Origin of the sequence: Morganella sp. HMSC11D09 (assembly GCF_001807955.1) — a bacterium.
Classification (GTDB): domain Bacteria; phylum Pseudomonadota; class Gammaproteobacteria; order Enterobacterales; family Enterobacteriaceae; genus Morganella; species Morganella morganii.
Genome location: NZ_KV791696.1, coordinates 94,249 through 115,042 on the forward strand (window position 1 = coordinate 94,249; position 20,794 = coordinate 115,042).

Annotated in this window: 22 protein-coding genes; 8 read left to right on the top strand and 14 right to left on the bottom strand. The window is 49.3% G+C overall.

Going from position 1 to position 20,794, the window contains the following annotated elements:
* The first annotated feature begins 85 nt into the window (after positions 1–85).
* Positions 86–616 (top strand): disulfide bond formation protein DsbB, encoded by a 531-nt coding sequence (gene dsbB / locus HMPREF3119_RS12025; protein WP_004235529.1) that lies wholly within the window; start codon positions 86–88, stop codon positions 614–616.
* A gap of 55 nt (positions 617–671) precedes the next feature.
* Here the strand turns inward: dsbB and HMPREF3119_RS12030 are convergent, their stop codons facing one another.
* The 4 genes from HMPREF3119_RS12030 to HMPREF3119_RS12045 all read right to left on the bottom strand — a co-directional run bounded on the left by HMPREF3119_RS12030 (position 672) and on the right by HMPREF3119_RS12045 (position 3,235).
* The gene (locus HMPREF3119_RS12030; RefSeq protein ID WP_004235528.1) at positions 672–977 is read right to left on the bottom strand and encodes a putative hemolysin; all 306 of its coding nucleotides are present in this window, start codon (positions 975–977) and stop codon (positions 672–674) included.
* A gap of 29 nt (positions 978–1,006) precedes the next feature.
* Entirely contained in the window at positions 1,007–1,339 is a 333-nt protein-coding gene (locus tag HMPREF3119_RS12035) for an SMR family transporter (protein ID WP_004235527.1), read from the bottom strand.
* A gap of 97 nt (positions 1,340–1,436) precedes the next feature.
* The gene (locus tag HMPREF3119_RS12040; protein ID WP_004235526.1) at positions 1,437–2,657 is read right to left on the bottom strand and encodes a sugar transporter; all 1,221 of its coding nucleotides are present in this window, start codon (positions 2,655–2,657) and stop codon (positions 1,437–1,439) included.
* Positions 2,658–2,791: 134 nt separating this feature from the next.
* Complete coding sequence (locus tag HMPREF3119_RS12045; protein ID WP_015422745.1) at positions 2,792–3,235, bottom strand: hypothetical protein; 444 nt, start codon at positions 3,233–3,235, stop codon at positions 2,792–2,794.
* 356 nt (positions 3,236–3,591) lie between these two features.
* On the opposite strand from HMPREF3119_RS12045, the gene HMPREF3119_RS12050 reads away from it, so the two are divergent.
* A complete protein-coding gene (locus HMPREF3119_RS12050) occupies positions 3,592–5,160 on the top strand; it encodes an ATP-binding cassette domain-containing protein (protein WP_070579848.1) in 1,569 nt (522 codons plus the stop codon).
* A gap of 31 nt (positions 5,161–5,191) precedes the next feature.
* Here the strand turns inward: HMPREF3119_RS12050 and HMPREF3119_RS12055 are convergent, their stop codons facing one another.
* Both HMPREF3119_RS12055 and HMPREF3119_RS12060 read right to left on the bottom strand, forming a co-directional pair.
* Entirely contained in the window at positions 5,192–5,380 is a 189-nt protein-coding gene (locus tag HMPREF3119_RS12055; RefSeq protein ID WP_004235523.1) for a hypothetical protein, read from the bottom strand.
* A gap of 110 nt (positions 5,381–5,490) precedes the next feature.
* Positions 5,491–6,783, bottom strand: a complete 1,293-nt coding sequence (locus HMPREF3119_RS12060) for an HAD family hydrolase (RefSeq protein ID WP_004235521.1) — start codon at positions 6,781–6,783, stop codon at positions 5,491–5,493.
* A gap of 186 nt (positions 6,784–6,969) precedes the next feature.
* On the opposite strand from HMPREF3119_RS12060, the gene HMPREF3119_RS12065 reads away from it, so the two are divergent.
* The gene (locus HMPREF3119_RS12065; RefSeq protein WP_064483077.1) at positions 6,970–7,536 is read left to right on the top strand and encodes a class IV adenylate cyclase; all 567 of its coding nucleotides are present in this window, start codon (positions 6,970–6,972) and stop codon (positions 7,534–7,536) included.
* Between the two features lie 53 nt (positions 7,537–7,589).
* Here HMPREF3119_RS12065 and HMPREF3119_RS12070 read toward each other — a convergent pair whose 3' ends face one another.
* Together HMPREF3119_RS12070 and HMPREF3119_RS12075 are read right to left on the bottom strand one after the other, a co-directional pair.
* A complete protein-coding gene (locus tag HMPREF3119_RS12070) occupies positions 7,590–8,144 on the bottom strand; it encodes a hypothetical protein (RefSeq protein WP_225902862.1) in 555 nt (184 codons plus the stop codon).
* Positions 8,145–8,317: 173 nt separating this feature from the next.
* Positions 8,318–8,917, bottom strand: a complete 600-nt coding sequence (locus tag HMPREF3119_RS12075; protein WP_070579851.1) for a pentapeptide repeat-containing protein — start codon at positions 8,915–8,917, stop codon at positions 8,318–8,320.
* A gap of 430 nt (positions 8,918–9,347) precedes the next feature.
* On the opposite strand from HMPREF3119_RS12075, the gene HMPREF3119_RS12085 reads away from it, so the two are divergent.
* The 4 genes from HMPREF3119_RS12085 (at position 9,348) to ttcA (ending at position 12,454) form a co-directional block, all read left to right on the top strand.
* Positions 9,348–9,641, top strand: coding sequence for a hypothetical protein (locus tag HMPREF3119_RS12085; RefSeq protein ID WP_223302396.1), 294 nt, complete (start codon positions 9,348–9,350; stop codon positions 9,639–9,641).
* Positions 9,642–10,563: 922 nt separating this feature from the next.
* Positions 10,564–10,941 (top strand): helix-turn-helix domain-containing protein, encoded by a 378-nt coding sequence (locus HMPREF3119_RS12090; RefSeq protein ID WP_004235515.1) that lies wholly within the window; start codon positions 10,564–10,566, stop codon positions 10,939–10,941.
* A gap of 53 nt (positions 10,942–10,994) precedes the next feature.
* The gene (locus tag HMPREF3119_RS12095; RefSeq protein WP_004235514.1) at positions 10,995–11,336 is read left to right on the top strand and encodes a helix-turn-helix domain-containing protein; all 342 of its coding nucleotides are present in this window, start codon (positions 10,995–10,997) and stop codon (positions 11,334–11,336) included.
* A gap of 191 nt (positions 11,337–11,527) precedes the next feature.
* Positions 11,528–12,454, top strand: coding sequence for a tRNA 2-thiocytidine(32) synthetase TtcA (gene ttcA / locus HMPREF3119_RS12100; RefSeq protein ID WP_032098105.1), 927 nt, complete (start codon positions 11,528–11,530; stop codon positions 12,452–12,454).
* A 273-nt stretch (positions 12,455–12,727) separates the two neighbouring features.
* On the opposite strand, the gene zntB is transcribed toward ttcA, so the two are convergent.
* Together zntB and HMPREF3119_RS12110 are read right to left on the bottom strand one after the other, a co-directional pair.
* The gene (gene zntB / locus HMPREF3119_RS12105) at positions 12,728–13,711 is read right to left on the bottom strand and encodes a zinc transporter ZntB (RefSeq protein ID WP_070579854.1); all 984 of its coding nucleotides are present in this window, start codon (positions 13,709–13,711) and stop codon (positions 12,728–12,730) included.
* Positions 13,712–13,799: 88 nt separating this feature from the next.
* A complete protein-coding gene (locus HMPREF3119_RS12110; protein ID WP_004235511.1) occupies positions 13,800–15,434 on the bottom strand; it encodes a peptide ABC transporter substrate-binding protein in 1,635 nt (544 codons plus the stop codon).
* A gap of 162 nt (positions 15,435–15,596) precedes the next feature.
* On the opposite strand from HMPREF3119_RS12110, the gene tpx reads away from it, so the two are divergent.
* The gene (gene tpx / locus HMPREF3119_RS12115; protein WP_004239128.1) at positions 15,597–16,100 is read left to right on the top strand and encodes a thiol peroxidase; all 504 of its coding nucleotides are present in this window, start codon (positions 15,597–15,599) and stop codon (positions 16,098–16,100) included.
* Positions 16,101–16,170: 70 nt separating this feature from the next.
* On the opposite strand, the gene tyrR is transcribed toward tpx, so the two are convergent.
* The 4 genes from tyrR to HMPREF3119_RS12135 all read right to left on the bottom strand — a co-directional run bounded on the left by tyrR (position 16,171) and on the right by HMPREF3119_RS12135 (position 20,774).
* On the bottom strand, positions 16,171–17,757 hold the full coding sequence (gene tyrR, locus HMPREF3119_RS12120; RefSeq protein ID WP_032098103.1) for a transcriptional regulator TyrR: 1,587 nt from the start codon (positions 17,755–17,757) through the stop codon (positions 16,171–16,173).
* 335 nt (positions 17,758–18,092) lie between these two features.
* Positions 18,093–19,163, bottom strand: a complete 1,071-nt coding sequence (locus tag HMPREF3119_RS12125) for a YcjF family protein (protein ID WP_004235507.1) — start codon at positions 19,161–19,163, stop codon at positions 18,093–18,095.
* Positions 19,160–20,557 carry a YcjX family GTP-binding protein gene (locus tag HMPREF3119_RS12130; protein ID WP_004235506.1) on the bottom strand — a complete coding sequence of 466 codons (1,398 nt, stop codon included), beginning with the start codon at positions 20,555–20,557 and terminating at the stop codon, positions 19,160–19,162. Before HMPREF3119_RS12130 ends, HMPREF3119_RS12125 begins: the two co-directional genes overlap by 4 nt.
* Complete coding sequence (locus HMPREF3119_RS12135) at positions 20,538–20,774, bottom strand: hypothetical protein (RefSeq protein ID WP_004235505.1); 237 nt, start codon at positions 20,772–20,774, stop codon at positions 20,538–20,540. The genes HMPREF3119_RS12130 and HMPREF3119_RS12135 overlap by 20 nt, the downstream gene beginning before the upstream one ends.
* Positions 20,775–20,794 lie beyond the last annotated feature (20 nt).

Sequence of the window (20,794 nt, forward strand, 5' to 3'; positions counted from 1 at the left end):
AAGGGGTGCGTTGCTGTATTTTTTATCGTACAGTCGCTGCGTTAGTTAATCTGTTTCTTATTAATCGGATAACCCGGATACAATTATGCTGACTTATCTTTATGAGTGTTCGCGGGGCCGCAGTGCATGGTTTTTACTGATGATCTCCGCACTGGCACTCGACGGTATCGCCCTGTTCTTTCAGCACGGAATGGGATTACAGCCGTGTGTGATGTGTATTTATGAACGTATTGCCGTTCTGGGCATTGCCTTTGCCGGATTCCTGGGCTGGATAGCGCCGCGCAGCGCCATTATCCGCTGGCTGGCTATTGTCCTGTGGATTTACAGCGGGATTGCCGGATTACAGCTGTCATGGGAACACACCATGATCCAGCTCTACCCGTCTCCGTTCAATACCTGTGATTTCTTTGTGAATTTCCCGGAATGGCTGCCGCTCAATACCTGGCTGCCGTCAGTGTTTGAAGCATCCGGTGACTGTGCCGTTCAGCAGTGGGTATTCCTGAAACTGGATATGCCGCAGTGGCTTATCGGTATCTTTGCTGTATATCTGCTGATCAGTGCGCTGGTATTATTATCCCAGTTCATTCACCGCAAACAGCCGCGTCGCCTGTTCTGATCTTACCCAATCAATAACAGCCGCGTTATCATAACGCGGCTGTTCAGAGCATCTCTCACAATACCGATCCGCAACTTCCGGAAAGCAGTGACTGCTGACTGCAGCGTTTGCCGTTGGCAAACTGACACCCCGGTGTCTGTGCGCCGTTCAGCTCGCGGATAAGTGACGGCGTTCCGCCTGCATAGCTGCAGCTGGCACGGGCATCTTCGGTTAAATCAATTAACGGTTGCTGATAGCGCGGGATCTGTTTCTGCTGCACCGTATCCGGTGAACTGCTGCAACCCGCAGCAAAAGCCGCTGCCGCAACAATAACACTGCACAATACCCGCCCCGGACGGCGGAGAAATGGAACTGATATCATGATTATGGCCTCATAGCTGCGGATGCAGCTCAGTGAACACTGCTTTTCGAGAATAAATTTATCACTAATACACCCGCAATAATGAGAGCCATCCCGATAACTGCGGGTAAATCCAGTTTCTGGTGATAGATAAAATAAGCGGCGGCAGAGACAATCACAATCCCCATTCCGGACCAGATAGCATACGCTATCCCCAGCGGCATCATCCGCACCACCTGAGACAGTGCCCAGAACGACACACAATAACCGATAACCACCACGACCGACGGTATCAGCCGGGTAAAACCGTCCGCCGCCCGTAACATTGAGGTCGCCACCACTTCTGCGCCCACGGCCAGCGTCAGCCACAATAAACCATTCATAAATCACCCGTTCATATCTTTATCACTCAGTAAGGCGGATATTATAAAGAAATCAGAAAAAAAATCCCGCAGCGAAACGGTGCGGGATATGATTAATTTATGACGGATTATGCGAGGTAATACGGCTCTCCGCTTTCGGCCTTTGTATAAACAAGGCCCGGTAACGGCTGAAAACAAACAGTGAGATAAGCACACCCGCCACCGCAAACACCGCCCCAGCATAACCTATCTGTTCCATTCCCATATGAATAATCACCTGATTACCAAGCAGCGCCCCGCCGCCGATACCGATATTAAAAATGCCCGAATAAACAGACATCGCCAGATCGGTGGCATCCGGTGACAAATCGATCACTTTGACCTGTAACCCCAGCGCAGTACACATCATACCGATCCCCCAGACAACCCCGAGGATAATCAGCGCGGTATCGGTCACGCGGCTGGTCATCAGCAGCATCAGGCAGACCGTCAGTAATGTTATCGCCGCAGGCAGAAACAGCAGCGGCAGCCGGGTGTTGTAACGACTGAAAATCACACTGCCGATAATCCCCGCAGCCCCGAAAATCAGCAGAAACAGCGTGGCGAAATCCTGTGACTTCCCGGCAACGGTCTGCACAAACGGCTCAATATAGTTATAAGCAGTGAAATGCCCGGTTACCACAATCGCGGTCAGCACAAAAATCCCCACTAACGCCGGTCGTCTGAACAAAACCGGAATACTTTTCAGGGAGCCGGAATGCTCACTCGGCAGCAGCGGAAGAAAACGCGCCATTGCCGCCATGGTAATCAACGCCAGACCGCCGATACAGAAGAACGTCATCCGCCAGCCGACCCACTGCCCGATAACACGGCCAATCGGCAGCCCCAACACGGTTGCCAGCGCCGTACCGGTCGCCAGCAACCCTAGTGCCTGAGATTTTTTACCGGGCGGAGCCACCCTGACAGCCAGCGATGCGGTGATCGACCAGAACACCGCATGTGCCAGTGCGACACCGATCCGGCTGACCACCAGCACATCAAAACGCTGCGCCAGCCCGGACACTATGTGGCTTATCACAAATACGGTAAACAACCAGAGCAGCAATTTGCGCCGCTCAATACGCGCCGTCAGCAGCATCAGCGGCAGCGACGTCAGCGCCACCACCCAGGCATAAATGGTGATCATCAGTCCGGTCTCTGCGGGCTGCATCGAAAAACCCGCCGAGATATCACTCAGCAGTGCAACCGGAATAAATTCAGTGGTATTAAATACAAATGCCGCCACCGCAAGTACCATCACCCGCAGCCAGGCCTGATTTCGTGACAGGGTTTCAGTCATTATGGTCCCCCGTAAAGAAAAGCTGTATCGATACAGCTTTTGAGCAGAAAAGTGTGACCATGGTAACACATGTGGTTTTCACGGGAAACGAGGGAACAGAAGCAAATGCCCGGCATCAGCGCTGGGCAAACGCATTATAACGCGCGTTTTGACTGTTCCGGGATGGCATCAAAAATCGCTTTTAACTGTGCTTTTTTCAGTGTCGGCCCGACAATACGGACACGGCGGCTGTTTGCCGGATGATAGCTCAGAATATAAGAGTCCGTGGAAAACGAGACCATTAACGCTTTCAGCCCCTTCACTTCCTGTAAAGAGAAATGCCCGCCGTCAAACGGCATTGCCACCACTTTACCGACAGCGATTTTGGATGTCAGTTTATCGCCGTACACTTTAATCACCGGGAACTGCGCGATATAGACATATACCGTGAGACCCAGTGCGGCAGCCACACCCGGCATCCGTGTCTGAAATAAATACGCCAGTGCGATATAAAGCACAATAACCACAAAGAATGTAATGACACAGGTGATAATTCTGCGTTTCTGATCAACCTGATATACCGTTTCTGCTGAACTCATAACCCATCCTGTTACTGAATTTCCGCTGCCGGAAAATAAAAAAATATCAAGGCCGGACAGAATAACGAAAATACCGGCGATTGACAGTAACATTCCGGGAAAAAATCATTCCTGCGTACTCTGCGGAAATCCCGGAAACCGGGGGTTTACAATCCGGCATTTATTTGACACCATTGCCGCAGTTCATTTCCCCTGAGGATGTCTGCCGACATGATTTAATTGCCTGAATCCCATTACTGTATCATCCGCATTTTTACTAATGCGCTGTTTTGATATCGGGCAGGCAGCTATCCTCGTCATCATTTTCTTTTTTATCCGGCATATCCGCCCGCCCCTGTTTATTCAGGAGCTTTTGTATGTCCGTACAATGCCATTTTTCGCACTTATCAGTGACATTTAACGATATTCCGCTGTTTGACAACATCAGCGGCACATTAACCCGTCAGGTTCAGGGGTTGACCGGTCATAACGGGCGCGGTAAATCCGTGCTGATGTCGCTGCTCGCGCAGCAGCGGCAACCGGCCTCCGGTATGATCAGCTGGCAGGTGCCGTTTTATTATGTGCCGCAGCTGACCCGCCTTTCCGGTATCACACTGGCGGATGCTCTCGGAACCGCAGAAATTCTGGCCGCACTGCGCCGCACAGAGGACGGCACCGCCACCGCAGAGGATTATGATTTTCTGGCGGATAAATGGGATATGCCACGACAACAGCAATCCCTGCTGGAAAGTGCGCAGCTGGCGCATCTCCCGGCGGACACCCTCTGCACAAGTCTGAGCGGCGGTGAGCAAACCCGGCTGGCACTCTGCCGTGCCTTTTTACAGCCGTGTGCCTTCCTGTTACTGGACGAACCCGGAAACCATCTGGATGCCGCCGGACGCCGCTGGCTCGGTGAGCAACTGCGGAATCATCCGGCCGGCGCACTGGTGATCAGCCACGAGCGCCGCTTGCTCGACACCATGCAGCGGATTTTTGAACTCACTCCATCTGCTCTGGAAGAGTACGGCGGCAATAACACCCATTATGCCGAGCAGAAAGCCTTTCAGCTCAGCGCATTACAGAGTGAGGAGAAGCAGTTACAGTCACAGCTGAACAGAGAAAAAACGGAGTTACAGCGCACACTGGAAAAGAAAGCACAGCGCCGCCGTCAGGGCGAGAAAGTCCGTTCATCCGGCTCCTCCTCTGCCCTGCTGCTGGATATGAAAAAGAACAAAGCGGAGAAGCAGCAATCAAAAATAACCGGCCGTCATGACCGTGTTATGACTCAGCTTGACAGCCAGCGCCGGGAAGTAAATGAGAAAATACAGCATATCACCCCGCAGATGCTGGCCTTTAATTATACCGGCGAGCAAAAACGGGTGCGGATCAATACCCGTGATCTGATTTTGCCGTCCGGCACACAAGAGCCTCTGTCACTGACCATTTCCGGTGGTGAACACTGGCATATTGCCGGGCGCAACGGCTGCGGAAAATCCACATTACTGAAAGTACTGGCGGGCCTGCTCACGGCAAAATCCGGGGAGTACTCCCTGCACGGCCGTCTGCGATATCTGGATCAGCACCTGGCGCTGCTGAATAAAGCCCTGCCGGTCACAGAAGCACTGTGCGAGTTTGATCCGGCCATTCCGGCACAAACCTGGCGCACCCATCTGGGTGCATTGCGGATCCGGGGTGATAAGGGGTTAATTCCGCTGTCACAGTTAAGCGGCGGTGAACAACTGAAAGTCACATTGCTGGCATTAACATTATCCGAACCTTTGCCGGATATTTTATTGCTGGATGAGCCGGATAACCACCTGGATCTCGATTCCCGGTTATTACTGGAAAATGTACTGCGCAGTTATAAAGGGGCATTATTACTGGTCAGTCATGATGAGGCATTTACTGAAAATTGTGCCATTACCCATACACTGGCATTATCCTGAAAAAGAATACGGCGGTAATCCCGCCGTATTACTACAGTTTACAGATATTCACGATAACATAACGTGCCGCGTTAATATTATGCTTTGCCGCATCGGCGGCAGCGGCATTATTAAACAGCGCGATAAAACGTTCCGCTTCCGTTCTGCTGATATCGGTATTAATAGCCACATGGCTGCGGAATAATACCGAGCCGGTTAACCCCAGACCTTCATAACACAATATATTTATCCATATCCTTCTGAATTCCCTGCAATGATAACTATTTACTATCATAGTGTGTATTACCGGCCGGGGTTATCAGTATTTCCTTAAACTGACAGCCAGTGCTGTTATTTTAACGCCCGCCCTTCTTTGGCACCCAACGGGGTATGAAGTTGTGACGGCACGAATACACCGGTGCTGTCATTACGTCCCTGCAATAATACTTTGGCGTCTTTCTGACCATGCTCTTTCACTGCCTTTTTTGATAACTGCCCGATAATGGTATCCGGTGAACGCAGGCGGTTAATAATCAGCACCACCTCCGTATCCGGGAAGTCAGACATCATATTCTGGTCGCCTTCACTGTCACCGGCGACTAATAACGGCCCTTTACCGGCATATTTATCCTGAATAAACTTGCGGATAGTCTCTGTTTTCCCTTTACCCTGAGTCTGCGGATAAACCGGATCCAGCTCGGATGTCAGTTTGTTATCTTTGGTGCGCAGTAAATGCATGGCAAATACCTGTGACTCCGGTACAGAATACGGTGGTTGTGTGACAATCGATTTAATCACTTCCAGGTTCGACGCGGAAATCACATAGACATCAATACCGGATTTTTGCAGCACCTGATACAAGTCCTGCATTTCCGGTACCAGACGGAAACCATTATGCCAGTCAATTTCAACAATACCCGCCTGTCCCGGTAACGATTCAGGGCTTTCCCATACCACACCTTCAACCGGCTCTGATTTCTGCCATTCAATGGTCTTGGCGGTAATATCCGCAACCTGCTCTGGTGTCATATTCATAAATAAATAGGTGACCCACGGATAGGAAACCGCATGATCAAATGTGCCGCCGATTGCCGCATATAAATAACGCATTTTGGTGATGAAATTCTGATAATGCGGCGACTTTTTGATTTCAGACAGTGGCTTATCACCCTTCAGGCCATCATAGTTGTCATACAGCCACTGGTAGCTTTCCAGAATATCGGCGCCGACCTTCTCAATATTGACCGGTTTACCGTTTTTATTGTTGAACTCAGCGGAAAAATTACCAGCCGGAATATCTTTGAAAATAACGGATTTCAGTTCCTGCGGTGTCATGGCAAATAACAGATGCTCAAGCTGATAAATCAACACCGCTTCTTCAATATCCAGAAATGCCGTGGTGTTATCAAAGTCAAACACCGCATAATAGGTATGTACCGGTGACTGTTTTACTTTGGCGATCATGGCATCCAGGCGCTGTTTATTAAAACTGTCCCACTGCCCCTGTTGTAATACCGCTATTTCTGTCACAGCCTGCGGTGCTGCGGCAGCATTCAGGGAAACAGTCTCAGCCTGTGCCGTCATATTCAGTGATAACATACCAACAGCCAGTGCAATTGCACTGTAACGATTAATAAATTTCATTGATAATCCCCTTTGAAATAAAAAAACTAATAAAAGGGATACCACAGGCTATTTTTTTGCTGTATCAAAAATCAGCAACGGCTGACATTAAGCGAAACTGATCACATTCTTTTACCGGGGCTGTTCCGCCTGTTACGTGATATTATCAGGCCAGTCACAAACCGGTTATTTACAGCGGATAAATTCATGAGTAATCACTTTGATGGTAAATACGAAGCGGAAATAAAATATCGCCTGGCTGATCATAGCGCTTTTTTGTCGCAATTAAGCACAATGCATGCAGAGCCTTTTGTGGTAAATAACGAAGAAACAGACTGGTTTTTCGATACGCAGCAAACGCATCTGGCAGACGGTAATGTCAGTATGTCAGTCAGAACAATGACGCCCTCGGGTATTAAGCTGTGGATAGTAAAAGGCCCCGCCGCCAGCGAATGCAAAGCTATCAATATTGATGACCATGAGCATGTCAGAAATATGCTGCTGACGCTGGGTTACCGCTGCACAATGACCTTAACAAAAACCCGCAGTGTCTGGTTTCTCGGTGATATTCATATCACACTGGATCATATTAACGGCGCAGGATGGTTTGCCGAGTTTGCCATTATGACGCACGATGAAACCAAATTAGCAGAATACAGGGAACGGCTGCGGGAGAAAGCCGCAGAATTTGGTCTGACAGACGATATAATTGAAAAACAGAGTTATAAACAACTGGTTAGTTCAATGCAGAAAAACAACTGTAACGCAGAATAAATAAAAAACGGTGCTGAATCATAGTGATAATATTCAGCACCGCAAGTACCGGTTTATTTCAGTGTATACATGGTCAGCACAGTATAAGTGACATCTTTTTCATCATTTATCTGTACCAGATTGGCATTACTGACCACCCCCACCACAACCTCGGTATCTTCTGATTCATATTTGCGCTTGAACTGCCCGATTTTTCCTTTGGCGACTTTTGCCAGGAACGGTGTTTTGCGATCATATTCTTCATTTATCCCGGCCGGTTTGCCGTAGATTTTCTCCATTTCCGCATTCACTTTATCGTACTCATTCAGTAATGCGGCCTGATCATGGCTCCAGACACCGAAGCGGGATATTGCATTTAATTTTTGCCCTTCCGGTGAAAAGACCATCATAAAGAATTGCTTTTCAACCTCCGGTGATGCCAGTGAGCTGCATAATTGCCCGCCATCACGGGTTTTTGTGCAGTCAAAATCGTCCAGATTCAGGGCTTTTAATTCTGCGGGCGTCTGCCCCCATGTAAAGCCCCAGGGTGCTTCCGGTGTTTTACTTCCTGTACCTGCGCAGCCGGATAATAATGCGGCCATAATCCCTGACAGAATAAATTTTCTCATTGCCCCGCCTGTATACATTGAGTTACTTATTACTGATCATACCAAAGACCGGCAAGTGACCAGAAGCCTTACTGTCGCTTTATTCATCAAAATCAGATTTGATGAAGATGTTACTGCGTAATTATACTCTTTATTCAGCAGATATCCGGTATATATACCCGGTGCCGCACGATTTAATCAGCCAGACGGATATCAAGCACCCGCAGCAGATTCAGGGCTTCGTATGCGGAAAATGTGGCTTTGGCAGTTTTGTTTTCACGGATATCGATATAAAAAGAGTGGGAACCGCAAAGATCCGCCCCTTCCAGATTAGTGTGCATAAACAGCGTGTCGGTTAAATCGCAGTCCTGCATGACGGATTTATTCAGCTCCGCCTGTCTGAAATCGGCATTATGGATCCGGCAGGATTCAAAGTGCGATTCATGCAATCTGAGGTCAAAAAAGTTATTACTGTCCAAAATGCACTCTTTGAACACCAGCTGAGAATAAAAATCAAACTTCGGCCAGTATGCTTTTGTCCAGTCAATACCAATCATTTTCGTTCCGGTAAATTCAGTACCGGAAAACCGGGTTTCCGGAATTGCCAGCAGACTCATATTGCACTGCTCAAACACACAGTCAGTGAAACGGCACTGCTGCGCAACCGCCGAGCTGAAATCACAGCGGATAAAGGTGCAGTCCTCAAATACCACACCACGGATTGTTCTGTCACTGAAATCCGTTTTTTCATACCGGCCGCCGGTATACTCATGATTATTCTCAATAACTGTCATTATCCCTCTCCGCCGGTGTGTTGTTTTATTCTCAGTTGCTCCCTGTAAATCTCCTGATTTTCACGGATAGTATTTACGGTGCTGTTTTTATAAGGGTCATCGTTATTCTTTTCATATTTTTCCGGCTGTGTACCCTCTGAAACACATCCGGACAGAATCAGTACAATAAACAGGCCCGGTATTTTTTTAGTCACTCTGTTATTCCTTTTAATAATATGGCTACGTGAATAAACGGATATTACGCACCAATACGTAATCTGTATTGGTATAATTTAACCATTTTACACAACATTCAGATTATTCTACCTTTTAAAAAAAGGGAAATGCTGTAAACCTTCACACCAGCATAAATCATATGATTTTCGTAGATGAGGTAAGTATGTCTGTCAGCAATAAGACTGTTTATTCTGTATGCTCCAGATTAACCCTGATGGTTATGAAGCTGACCGGCCTTGAGCGGGTTATTACTGTCGGCCAGTATTTTGAGCGGGCAACAGATAAATCACTCCTTCAGCGACTGATTGAAGAAAACAGAGATCTCAGCACACCGTTCTCAGCACTGGATAAGACAAACAAGGATTGCAAAATTGAGCTGATTGAATATCTGAATACGGCAATCCGTGAATACGCTGCATCCGAAATAAAGGAAAACTACGCTGCACTGAAAAACGGTAATCTGCTGGTTGTAAAAACATTCAATACGATTATGCAAAATCACGCTTAAATTTTATCCGTTCTCATGGCTGTCACAGGGATCTGTTGTCAGCCATAACATATATTCCGGTGACCTTACTGATGCATTGAATGATTAAAAGAAGGTAATAACGAATAATATCGCAGGTTTTTATTACTTCCATCCCGGATGGTTGCATTATTGTTATAATTGTTTCCATTCGGATACAAACAAGCGTTTAATTTTTCCTCCTCATAACGAATTATCATTTTTAATAAACAATACTCCGGTATGAACGGAAAAGAACAAAAAGAGAATATCATTATCAACACAATGAAATAAAAGATATTTTTGAGTTAATCATGACTCATAAAAGTAAAGAAAAACAAAACATTAAGATATTAAAACTAAAGATATTGATGCTTTTGCCGTTATCTTTTCAATCCCCCGGCGGATATCTGATTTTTACAATTACACATCTTTTTGTGACGAGCGGAAACACAGGGTCATACACTCTGTAAATCTTTTAGTTTTACTTATTGTTATATAATTATCTGCACAAAGGCATACTATTGTCGTAAATGTTGACATATTTCATTATTATAATTACAAAAAGAATATCATCATATTGCCCTCTCTTCAGTGAAACCCGCAAAATGCGTATAACTACAACGCAGAAGTGTTATTTGTCACATCACCAGAAATTGGTTTTGTTTTCTTCTTTAAAATCAAATGAATGCATAAAAAATCAAGCCAATTTATTCCTTTTTTATATGCGTTGTAATATCTGCATATTTCCAGTTTTTAATTTTACTTTTTATTCTTTTGTACATTTTTATTGCGGATTTTATTTATTGACAACCATTATAAGGCTTGCATATTATGCACAATATACTGTTTTTGCCTTGCAGATATTTCCTATAATAGTATTTAAAATATACATTAAGTTTAATGACGTCCTGATGGTATCTTTATGCAGCCCGATAATTGCCACGCACTTAGTTGTCAACACCAGGTCTTTAAAAAGGAGCTTCATGCAGTTATAGGCCAGGAAATTAGAATATTACGAAAATCAAAAGGTATCACCGGCCATGAATTAGGTTCAATAATACAGCTATCGCAGCAGCAGATATCCCGTTACGAGAATGGTGACAGTGCTATTCCGCTGGATACACTGATATTAATACTGCGTATTTTTAATATATCGCCGGAAAAATTTATACACAGAGTGTTATTTATCTTAAACAGAGACCCTGATTCAAAAAAACTATTATCCCATATGTCGAATCATCTTAATTCTTATACTGACGGCAGTTATCTGGGAACATTTGAACAATATAAACACAATTAACATAATTACTATATTTAAGATTACACACAGCTTTTAATTTAAGGGCATAGCATATGAATGAGAGAGAAATCAGCCTCTTTATCGGTCAGCAAATTTCACGGAAAAGAAAATCGCTGGGATTATCAGGTATGGCACTTGCCGAATTACTGGGTTTAAGTCAGCAGCAAATATCCCGCTATGAACAGGGCATTACCAATATAAGAGCCAGTACATTACTGCAAATCGCTTTTTTGTTTAATGTTGATGTAAAAAGTTTTTTTACTGATTGTATCGAAAAAAACAGCAAACTGAGTTCACTTAACTATAAAGAGAAAAAGAGTCAGGAAACAGACTATGACACGATCACTATTGATATGAAGAGCAGAGGAAGGGGTAAAATCCGCAGTAAAAAATAACCATACCAGAGAGTACCAGCAGCCCGCCCCCGTCATCCCGGATCATTCCGTTCCGGGCTGTCATCCTTTTTAATCCATACGTATCCGAATCCCCCGTCCTTCTGCTATCATTGCGTTCTTATTTCAGATTTCCGTTGCCGTGCGGCCGGCCTGACACAGGCACCAGCCAAACCCGTTAAGAACAGTAAGACATGAATACACCGAAAGAACAGTACAACATCAATAAATTGCAAAAGCGCCTGCGCAGCCATACCGGCAAAGCAATCGCAGATTTTAATATGATTGAGGACGGCGACCGCATCATGGTTTGCCTGTCCGGCGGCAAAGACAGTTACACTCTGCTTTCCATTCTGCAGAGCCTGCAGCAGAGCGCCCCCATCCGTTTTTCCCTGGTGGCGGTGAATCTCGATCAGAAGCAACCGGGTTTCCCTGAGCATATTTTGCCGGAATATCTGGAAAAACTGGGCGTTGAATATAAAATCGTCGAAGAAAATACCTACGGGATTGTGAAAGAAAAAATCCCGGAAGGGAAAACCACCTGTTCCCTCTGCTCCCGTCTGCGCCGGGGCATTTTGTACCGCACCGCGACTGAGCTGGGTGCAACCAAAATCGCCCTTGGCCACCACCGCGACGATATTCTGCAGACCCTGTTCCTGAATATGTTTTACGGCGGCAAACTCAAAGGCATGCCGCCGAAGCTGATGAGTGACGATGGTAAACATGTGGTGATCCGCCCGCTGGCCTATTGCCGTGAGAAAGATATTGAGCGTTTCGCCGAAGCCAAAGGGTTCCCGATCATTCCGTGTAACCTGTGCGGCTCTCAGCCGAACCTGCAGCGTCAGGTTATCAAAGATCTGCTGCGCGACTGGGATAAACGCTATCCGGGCCGGATTGAAACCATGTTCCGTGCCACACAGAATGTCGTACCATCACATTTATGTGACACTGAATTATTCGATTTCAAATCTATCCATCACGGCAGTGAAGTCGTCGACGGTGGTGATCTCGCATTTGACCGCGAAACTCTGCCTGTTCAGCCGGTATGGGAAGATGAGGATGATGACGGCGATAGCCCGGATTTCACAGAATTACGTCTGGATGTGACGGAAGTGAAATAATCACGCTGTTATAGTGCCGTGCCACGGAGGGTACGGCCTGAATATTGGCGGGTTTGTTTCAGGCAAAAAAAAACCGATGTATAAAATACACCGGCATGATAATGGTCAATATTCTGTATAAGAACTCAATATGAGAAAAACTACAATTATGGAGCACAACGTTCATCGCTCAACGTTGTATTCACCTGCGGGAGTAATAGTGCCCTAACCGGGCGTGGTATTTCTTGATATAGCTCAAGTCCGGTACGTAAAATCATATAAAAATATACGTTTTTACAACCAGTTACTCTTACGTAACCACCAGGCAACAAATCCGATACCACCCGCCAGTCCCACACAGAACAAACTGAAAGCAAACGGGAAATCGCCCCCCGGGATCCCGCCGAGGTTGACCCCGAACAATCCGGTCAGAAAGGTTGTCGGCAGAAAAACCATCGCCAGCAGTGACATGGTGTAAGTACGCCGGTTCATCGCATCCGCCATCATATTGGTGATTTCATCCGAAATAACCGATGTCCGCGCGATACAGGAGTCAATATCGTCAATAATCCGCCCCAGGCGGTCACTGACATCCGTCAGCTGATGTCTGTCCTGCTCTGAGAGCCAGGTGTAACGCTCGGAGGCCAGCCGGGAAAACACATCGCGCTGCGGTGCCATGTAGCGGCGCAGGACAATCAGCTGCTTGCGCAGCAGTGCCAGCTCCCCGCGGGCCGGAATATGCTGATCGAGTATCGCATCTTCCATATCAATCAGGGTATCGTGTAAGTCCTCAATAAAATCTGCCACTTCGTCGGTGATGCAGAACGCCGCTTCCGCCAGCCATTCTCCGGTATTTTTTGCACCTTCACCGTTTTGTAAATCATCCTGAATGGTCTGAATGGAATGCACTTTACGGTGGCGGGTGGAGATAATATAACTGCCGCAGATCCAGATACGGAATGCCACCAGTTGGTCAGGCCGGTCGCCGTCATTATTGTTGATGGTTTGCAGGGTAATTAATGCACCCTCACCAATACGGAGTGTCCTGGGGCGGATAACATTGTTTGTCAGCCCGTCACGCGCCTGCGGCGGCAACAGTTCCGTTTCACGCAGCCAGCGCTGGTTATCCGCGGATAAATAGTCCAGGTGCAGCCACACCGGTTCTTTTATCCCGGCAACGGCGTTGACATCCACCGGCGTACAACCGCCCTCTCCGTCAAACTGCACCCGGCAGATGGGATCTGTTCCCTGAAAAGCGGATCCGTACAAAGCGCTCATGCGTCTCTCCCCATTGTCCGTGAAAACAGCTGCTGAGTGTGTTCAGCCGGTTCCTGCAGCCGTCCGCAGCAGGGAACCGGAGGCAGGGTTAGTGTTTAATAATATAGAGATTATGGCTGTATGCCACATCTTCCGGATTATTGACCGGATATCCCTTCAGCCACGGTTTAATCAGACGTCCGTTGGTGTACTGGTAGATTGGTGCTATCGGCATGTCTTCCGCCAGCAGTTTTTCGGCGTCGTTATAGTCGGTATTACGGGCGTTATCATCCGTTTCCAGCGCAGCAGTTTTCAGCAGAGCATCATATTTTTCATTATGATACTGCGCGATATTGCCGCTGTGTGTGCTGGTCAGCAGAGACAGGAAGGTTGACGGCTCGTTGTAATCGCCGACCCAGGAGGCGCGGATCACATCAAAATTGCCGGTATTGCGGCTGTCGATATAGGTTTTCCATTCCTGATTGACCAGCTTCACTTCCGCGCCCAGTTTTTTCTTCCACATCGAACCGACGGCAATGGCAATTTTCTGATGGTTTTCCGAGCTGTTATACAGCAGAGATAATTTCAGCGGATTGTGCGGCCCGTAACCGGCGGCGGCCAGCAGCGTTTTTGCCTGGCTGTCGAGCTCATCCTGAGTAAATTTCTGGTACAGGCCCGGCTCCGGTGTAAACCCGGCAGTGACATCCGGCGTGAAATGCCAGGCCGGTTTTTCGCCCGTGCCCAGCACTTTCTCTGCGATCACCTTACGGTCAATGGTCATGGAAAGTGCCTGCCGCACACGCGGGTCGTTTGTCGGTGCCCGCTGCGTGTTAAAGGCGTAATAATAGGTGCCAAGCTGATCCGGGATATAAATCTGATCCGGAATCGCCTGTTTCAGTTTCTGATACTGATTTTTCGGGAATGATTCCGTAATGTCGAGATCATTGGACAGATAGCGTTTGGTGGCCTGGGATTCATGGTTAATCGGCACAAAGGTAACCGATGTCAGCACCGTGTGTTTGTGATCCCAGTAATGCGGGTTCGGCGTCAGAACAATTTTCTCATTCACCACCCTATCATGCAGGACAAATGCCCCGTTGCCGACCAGATGCCCGGTGCGGATCCAACTGTCGCCGTATTTCTCAACAACCGCGCGATTCACAGGGAAAAGGCTGAAATTGGCCGCCAGATTCGGGAAGTACGGCACAGGACGGTCTAACGTGACCCGCAGAGTCCGGTTGTCAACAGCTTCAACGCCGAGGGTTTCCGGCAGCATTTTGCCGTCGATAATCGCCTGCGCATTTTTAATGCCGGCCAGCGGTGCAAACCAGGCGAAGGTAGAGAGATTTTTCGGGTTCACCAGCCGCTGCCAGCTGTAGACAAAGTCCTGTGCAGTCACCGGTGAGCCATCAGACCAGCGGGCATCGTCACGCAGGCGGAATGTCCACACCTGATTGTTGCGGGTCTCCCAGGAGAGAGCGACACCGGGCACCGGTTTGCCGTCCGCACCCTGACTGGTCAGCCCTTCAAATAAATCACGCAGGATCTGAGCTTCGGTCAGACCGACCGCTTTAATCGGGTCCAGAGACGCGGGTTCATCCTTCAGATGACGATAAACAGATTGTTCTTTTGCCAGCTGTGTTCCTGCGGGGATCTCCGCCGCCGTTGCACAAAACAGTGAAGAAAAAGTGAAAAACGTCCCGGCAAGAAGTGCGGAACGGGAAAATTTTGCTGGCCTGAACATAACGGGCGCCTTGTATTAAAAATGGTAAACCGATAGATTATCTGATGATTACCGAAACACAACAACCGGATATTACATTTTTATTAACGATATCCGGTGAGAAAACACCTGCCAGGTATTATTTATACCAACAATTATGAGCCCGTACAGAGGATGATAAAAATGACACAAACTGTAAAACTTCAGGGTAACGATGTTCTGGTTTACGGCGCACTGCTGCGTGCCGGTGAAAAAGCCGTACCATTTAAATTAGTCGCTAATGATTTGTCAGATGTCCAGCTCACCAAATTCGCCGGGAAGCGTAAGATTCTGAATATTTTCCCGAGTGTGGACACCGGTGTCTGCGCCGCCTCCGTGCGCAAATTCAATGAAACTGCCGCAAAACTGTCCAATACCGTGGTGTTATGTATTTCCGCTGATCTGCCGTTCGCGCAGTCCCGTTTCTGCGGCGCGGAAGGCATTGAGAATGTGGTGATGCTCTCCACCCTGCGTGATCCGGAATTCCGTGAGAATTACGGTGTCGGTATCGGCAGCGGCCCGCTGGCCGGTCTGTGTGCCCGTGCGGTGATCGTGCTGGATGAGAACGATACTGTGATTTACAGCCAGCTGGTCGGTGAAATCACCGAAGAGCCGGATTATGACAGCGCGCTGAATGCACTGAAATAAGTTACCCGTATCTGTAAAAAAACCCCGCGGCCGGTGACGGTCGCGGGGTTTTTTTTTACCGGGGAAAAAATTATTCTTCCTCTCCCTCATCATCTTTTGCCGCGCCGCGCCGCTGACTCAGCCCGTATTCGCGCAGTTTATTGGCGATCGCGGTATGTGAGACATTCAGGCGTTTCGCCAGCTTACGGGTGCTCGGATAGTGGCGGTACAGCCGTGTCAGCACAGAGCACTCAAACCGTTTGGTGATATCATCCAGCGAGCCGCTGAGGATATCCTCACTGAAGCCGATTTCCGCTTCCAGTTCCGGCAGAACGATGTCCTGCGGACGCAGCAGCGAGCCTTCCAGCGAAGAGAGCGCCTGATAAATCACATTGCGCAACTGGCGGACGTTACCCGGCCAGTGATAAGCACAAAGAAACTGCCCCAGTTCCGGTGCAAGACGCGGTTCTTCACAACCCTGCTCTTCGGAAAAGCGTTTCACGAAATCGCGGGTCAGCGGCAGAATATCTTCCTGATGCTCACGCAGCGGCGGAATGGTCAGCGTCAGCACATTGAGGCGGTAATAGAGATCCTCACGGAATTTGCCCTCTTTCACCAGCTCCAGCAGATTTTTCTGGGTCGCACAGATAACCCGCACATCCACTTTCACCTCATGCTCTTCCCCGACACGGCGGAATGTGCCGTCATTCAGGAAACGCAGCAGCTTGATCTGCATCTGCGGGGACATTTCCGCGATTTCATCCAGCAGAACGGTGCCGCCGTTAGCCTGCTCAAAGAAGCCTTTTTTCGGCTCAGTACTGTTGGCGTAAGCACCGGCAGCGTAACCGAACAGTTCGGTTTCCACCACATCATCCGGCATCGAGGCACAGTTCAGCCCGAGGAACGGCTGATTGCCGCGCACACTGTAGAGATGACAGGCTTTGGCAAACACATCTTTCCCGGTCCCGGTTTCACCGACCAGCAGCAGCGGGGAATCCATTTTTGCCATACGCTGTGCCTGTTCGACCACATGGCGCATTTTGGCGCTTTTCGCCACTAAATCATCAAAACTGCCGGAATGCATCACCTGCATGCGGCGTTTCTGCCCGTTGCTGCTCTCACTGACGGTGCGCAGCAGCACAACCGCGCCGATAGTGGCGGAGGCGTCATCTTTCTCATCAAAATTAATCGGCGTCACACTCAGGGTGTAAGAGCGGCCTTTGAGATTGATGGTTTCCTTGTATGGCGCAGGTTCTTCATCCTCAATCCAGCGGGTGAAGTTGAACTGGCTGAAATAGTAAGTGATATTGCGCTGACGGATGCGCTCTTCGGTGGTGGCAAACAGGGAGAGTGCCGCGCTGTTGGCCAGTTCAATATTCCCGCGCAGGTCGAGAGATAAAATCGGGTCTTCCAGGGATTCGAGTAATGCCCACATGGCGCGCTGTTCGCGCTCAGACGGCATAAAGTGAACAGTTCTGACATCCACCACGCCCTGAATCCGGCGGATCTCAGCCATCAGAGACTGGAACACAGAAAAATCGATCTGCATAAAATTGAGGTATATCCGGCCGTTACGGGCAATTTCGATGCCTTTGAGGTCGATATTTTGTAATACCAGCAGATCCAATAACTCCCGCGTCAGTCCGATTCGGTCCTGGCAAATTACTTCCAATCGCATCGTTACGATCCTATTTACACTTAAGTTATTATTTTCCCGTTAATTGAAACTGATTTTACGGTATAAAATGAAAACTGTCACGATTTGTTGACACAATAAATGCGTTCCTGCGGTGTTTATCCACAGTTCCGTGTGAAAAGGCTATGAAAGTACAGATATGTCAGTCGGTTAACGAAGTTTTATTCAGCGCGGACGGCAAACCGCGCCGGAGAGGTGAGACAGCGACCCGCAGGGAGCATAACGGGATCGCCGTGAAAAAAACAGTGACCGGACACCCGTTTCTGCATAAAAAAGCCGGATGACATCACAAAATGCGCATCCGGCCGGATTATCGGTTACAGGGCGGACTTTTCCGCGCTCTTCCCTTTTGGCACTGCCTGTTTAAGCTGCTGTAACAACTGCTTACGGAAATCCATAAGTTTAGGTTTATCTGTTGCAGTCCACGGCAGCGGACGGCACAGTTCCATCGCTTTGATCCCCAGACGGGCGGTCAGCAGTCCGGCTCCCATGCCTTGTGCGGCACGGGCGGATAACCGTGCGGTGATGTCCTGGGAGAGCCAGTCCATCCCCACTTCGCGGATAAGCTCGGATGCCCCTGCGAAGGCAATATTGAGCAGAACCAGTTTAAACAGTCGCAGGCGGCTGTAATATCCCAGTTCAATACCGTAGATAGCCGCCACCTGGTTAATCAGACGGATATTACGCCAGGCAATAAAGGCCATATCCACCAGTGCCAGCGGGCTGACGGCAATCATCAGCGCAGATTCCGCCGCGAAACGGCTGATCACCCGGCGCGCCTGTTCATCCGTCACCGGCTGGACAAGCTGACTGTACAGGGTCACCACTTCGCGGTCATTATGGCTGCTCTGTAACAGGCTCTGCCATTGCTGTAACGCAGGATGGTGTGACGGGATATTGGCCTGTTTCGCCAGTTTTTCACAAAATGCACGTCCGTCACCGATACGGTGGCTTTGCAGTAATTCCTCTGCGGCCTCGCGCTCTGTAGCCCGCTGGCGCAGGCGGTACATGCGCCGCCATTCCGTGATAACAGAGCCGGCGGCGGCAATCAGCACCAGAAAAGTGGCGGCAATCCCGCCAAGGGCGGTCCAGTCATTACCTGTCCACGCATCATTCACCCACTGAATCAGTTGTGCGACGGCGCTGATCCCCAGCAATCCGCCGGCCACAAAGACCAGCTTACGCCACAGGCTGCGCCGGGGTTTCAGTGCCTGAATCAGCAGCGCTTCCGCTTCCCCGTCTGTATCCTGCTCTGCCGTGAATTCCGTGCGTTCAAACTGTATGCTGTCATCGTCCGCAAATTGTTGCGCCGGTTTTATGGTGTCCTGTACCGGCGGCGACAGCGGTGCTTCCTCAAAATCAATACGGGATTTGATAGGCTCGCTCATGACAGTTTATCTCCCAGTAAAAATTCCATCGCACTGTCCATCCTGATATGCGGCAGCGGCGTATCCATCCGCATCGGTAATGGCCTGAAGGACTCAAACTGAAACCCCTGCTGCTGCCAGAAGTCTGCATCCGGCAGCCGTTTCGGTACTTCGCCGGGATAGAAAGTCAGCGGGGTATTATCTGCCAGCCGGGTGCCTTTCAGCGCGGGCATTTTTTCCCCGTTGTGCATCACCATGCCGTATTCCGTGGCCTGTACCGACGCCAGCCCGGTGCAGTCCATTTTAATTCCCTCAAAAGCGGCCTGCTGCCAGGCTGACTGCGTCAGCTGCTGAAGCAGTGCCACAAGATTGGCGTGCTGGTCGGCAGTGACATGATCCGCTTTGCTGGCGGCGAACAGCAGTTTGTCGATACAGGGGGAAAACAGGCGGCGCAATAATGTGCGTTTGCCGTAATGGAAGCTCTGCATCAGCTGGGTCAGCGCCAGACGCATATCCGTAAATGCCTGCGGCCCGCTGTTGAGCGGGGTCAGGCAATCCACCAGCACAATCTGGCGGTCGAAATGCTGGAAATAATGCTTATAGAAACCTTTGACCACATGGTCACAATAGTACTGATAGCGATCGCGCAGCATGCCGAGAACACTGCTTTTTGCCGCTTTGGCCAGCCGGGACGGATCCGGCATCAGGTCGGTAATAAACGGAAAAAACTGTAATCCGGGTGCGCCGGCCATATCCCCCGGCAGCACAAAACGACCGGGCTGGATAAAGTGAAAACCTGCCGCTTTGCAGCGGTGAAGATAATCAGTATAGGCCTGCGCAATCGCTGCCAGCTGCTGTTCATCCGCCGGGGCATCCGGGTCAAGCTGACGGCAGAGCGCCAGCCACGGCTCTGCCCATTCTCCCCGCTCACCTTTGAGCAGGGTTTTCATCTGCTGCGACCAGGTGAGGTAATCCTGTTCCAGCATCGGCAGATCCAGCAGCCACTCCCCCGGATAATCGACGATTTCCAGGTAGAGCGTGGAGGTTTCCTTAAAGTGGCGCAGCAGACTGTCCTGAGTGCGGTAACGCAGTTTCAGGCGGATTTCGCTGACACCGCGTGTCGGTACCGGCCAGTCCGGCGGTGTGCCGTACAGTGAGGCAAGTCCTTCATCATAGGCAAAGCGTGGGACGCCCAGATCCCGCTGCGGGATGCGTTTCACGCCGAGAATGCGGCCGTCACGGGCAGCCGAAAACAGCGGCAGACGCGCACCGCTCTGTACATTCATCAGCTGATTAACAAACGAGGTAATAAACGCGGTCTTGCCGCTGCGGCTCAGTCCGGTAACGGCAAGACGAAGATGACGATCCAGCCCCCGGTTGACGAGGGCACTCAGCTCATTTTGCAGTCGTTTCATAATTCTCCGGTGTAAAACGGCCAATCACTTTTTTCATACCGGCACGGATAACAGGCTCCAGTACCAGTATTGCCGCCCCGCGCAGAGCAGGACGGGTAACCGATTTCAGAATCACCGCGGCAATACCTCCGGGTGCTGCCGCCAGTGCTGCGGTGGTTAACAGCTGCGCCCCGGTTTTTCCGGCACGCAGCAGGGTGTGTTTATCCGGCCACTTCATACTGTTCTCCGTCTGACAGA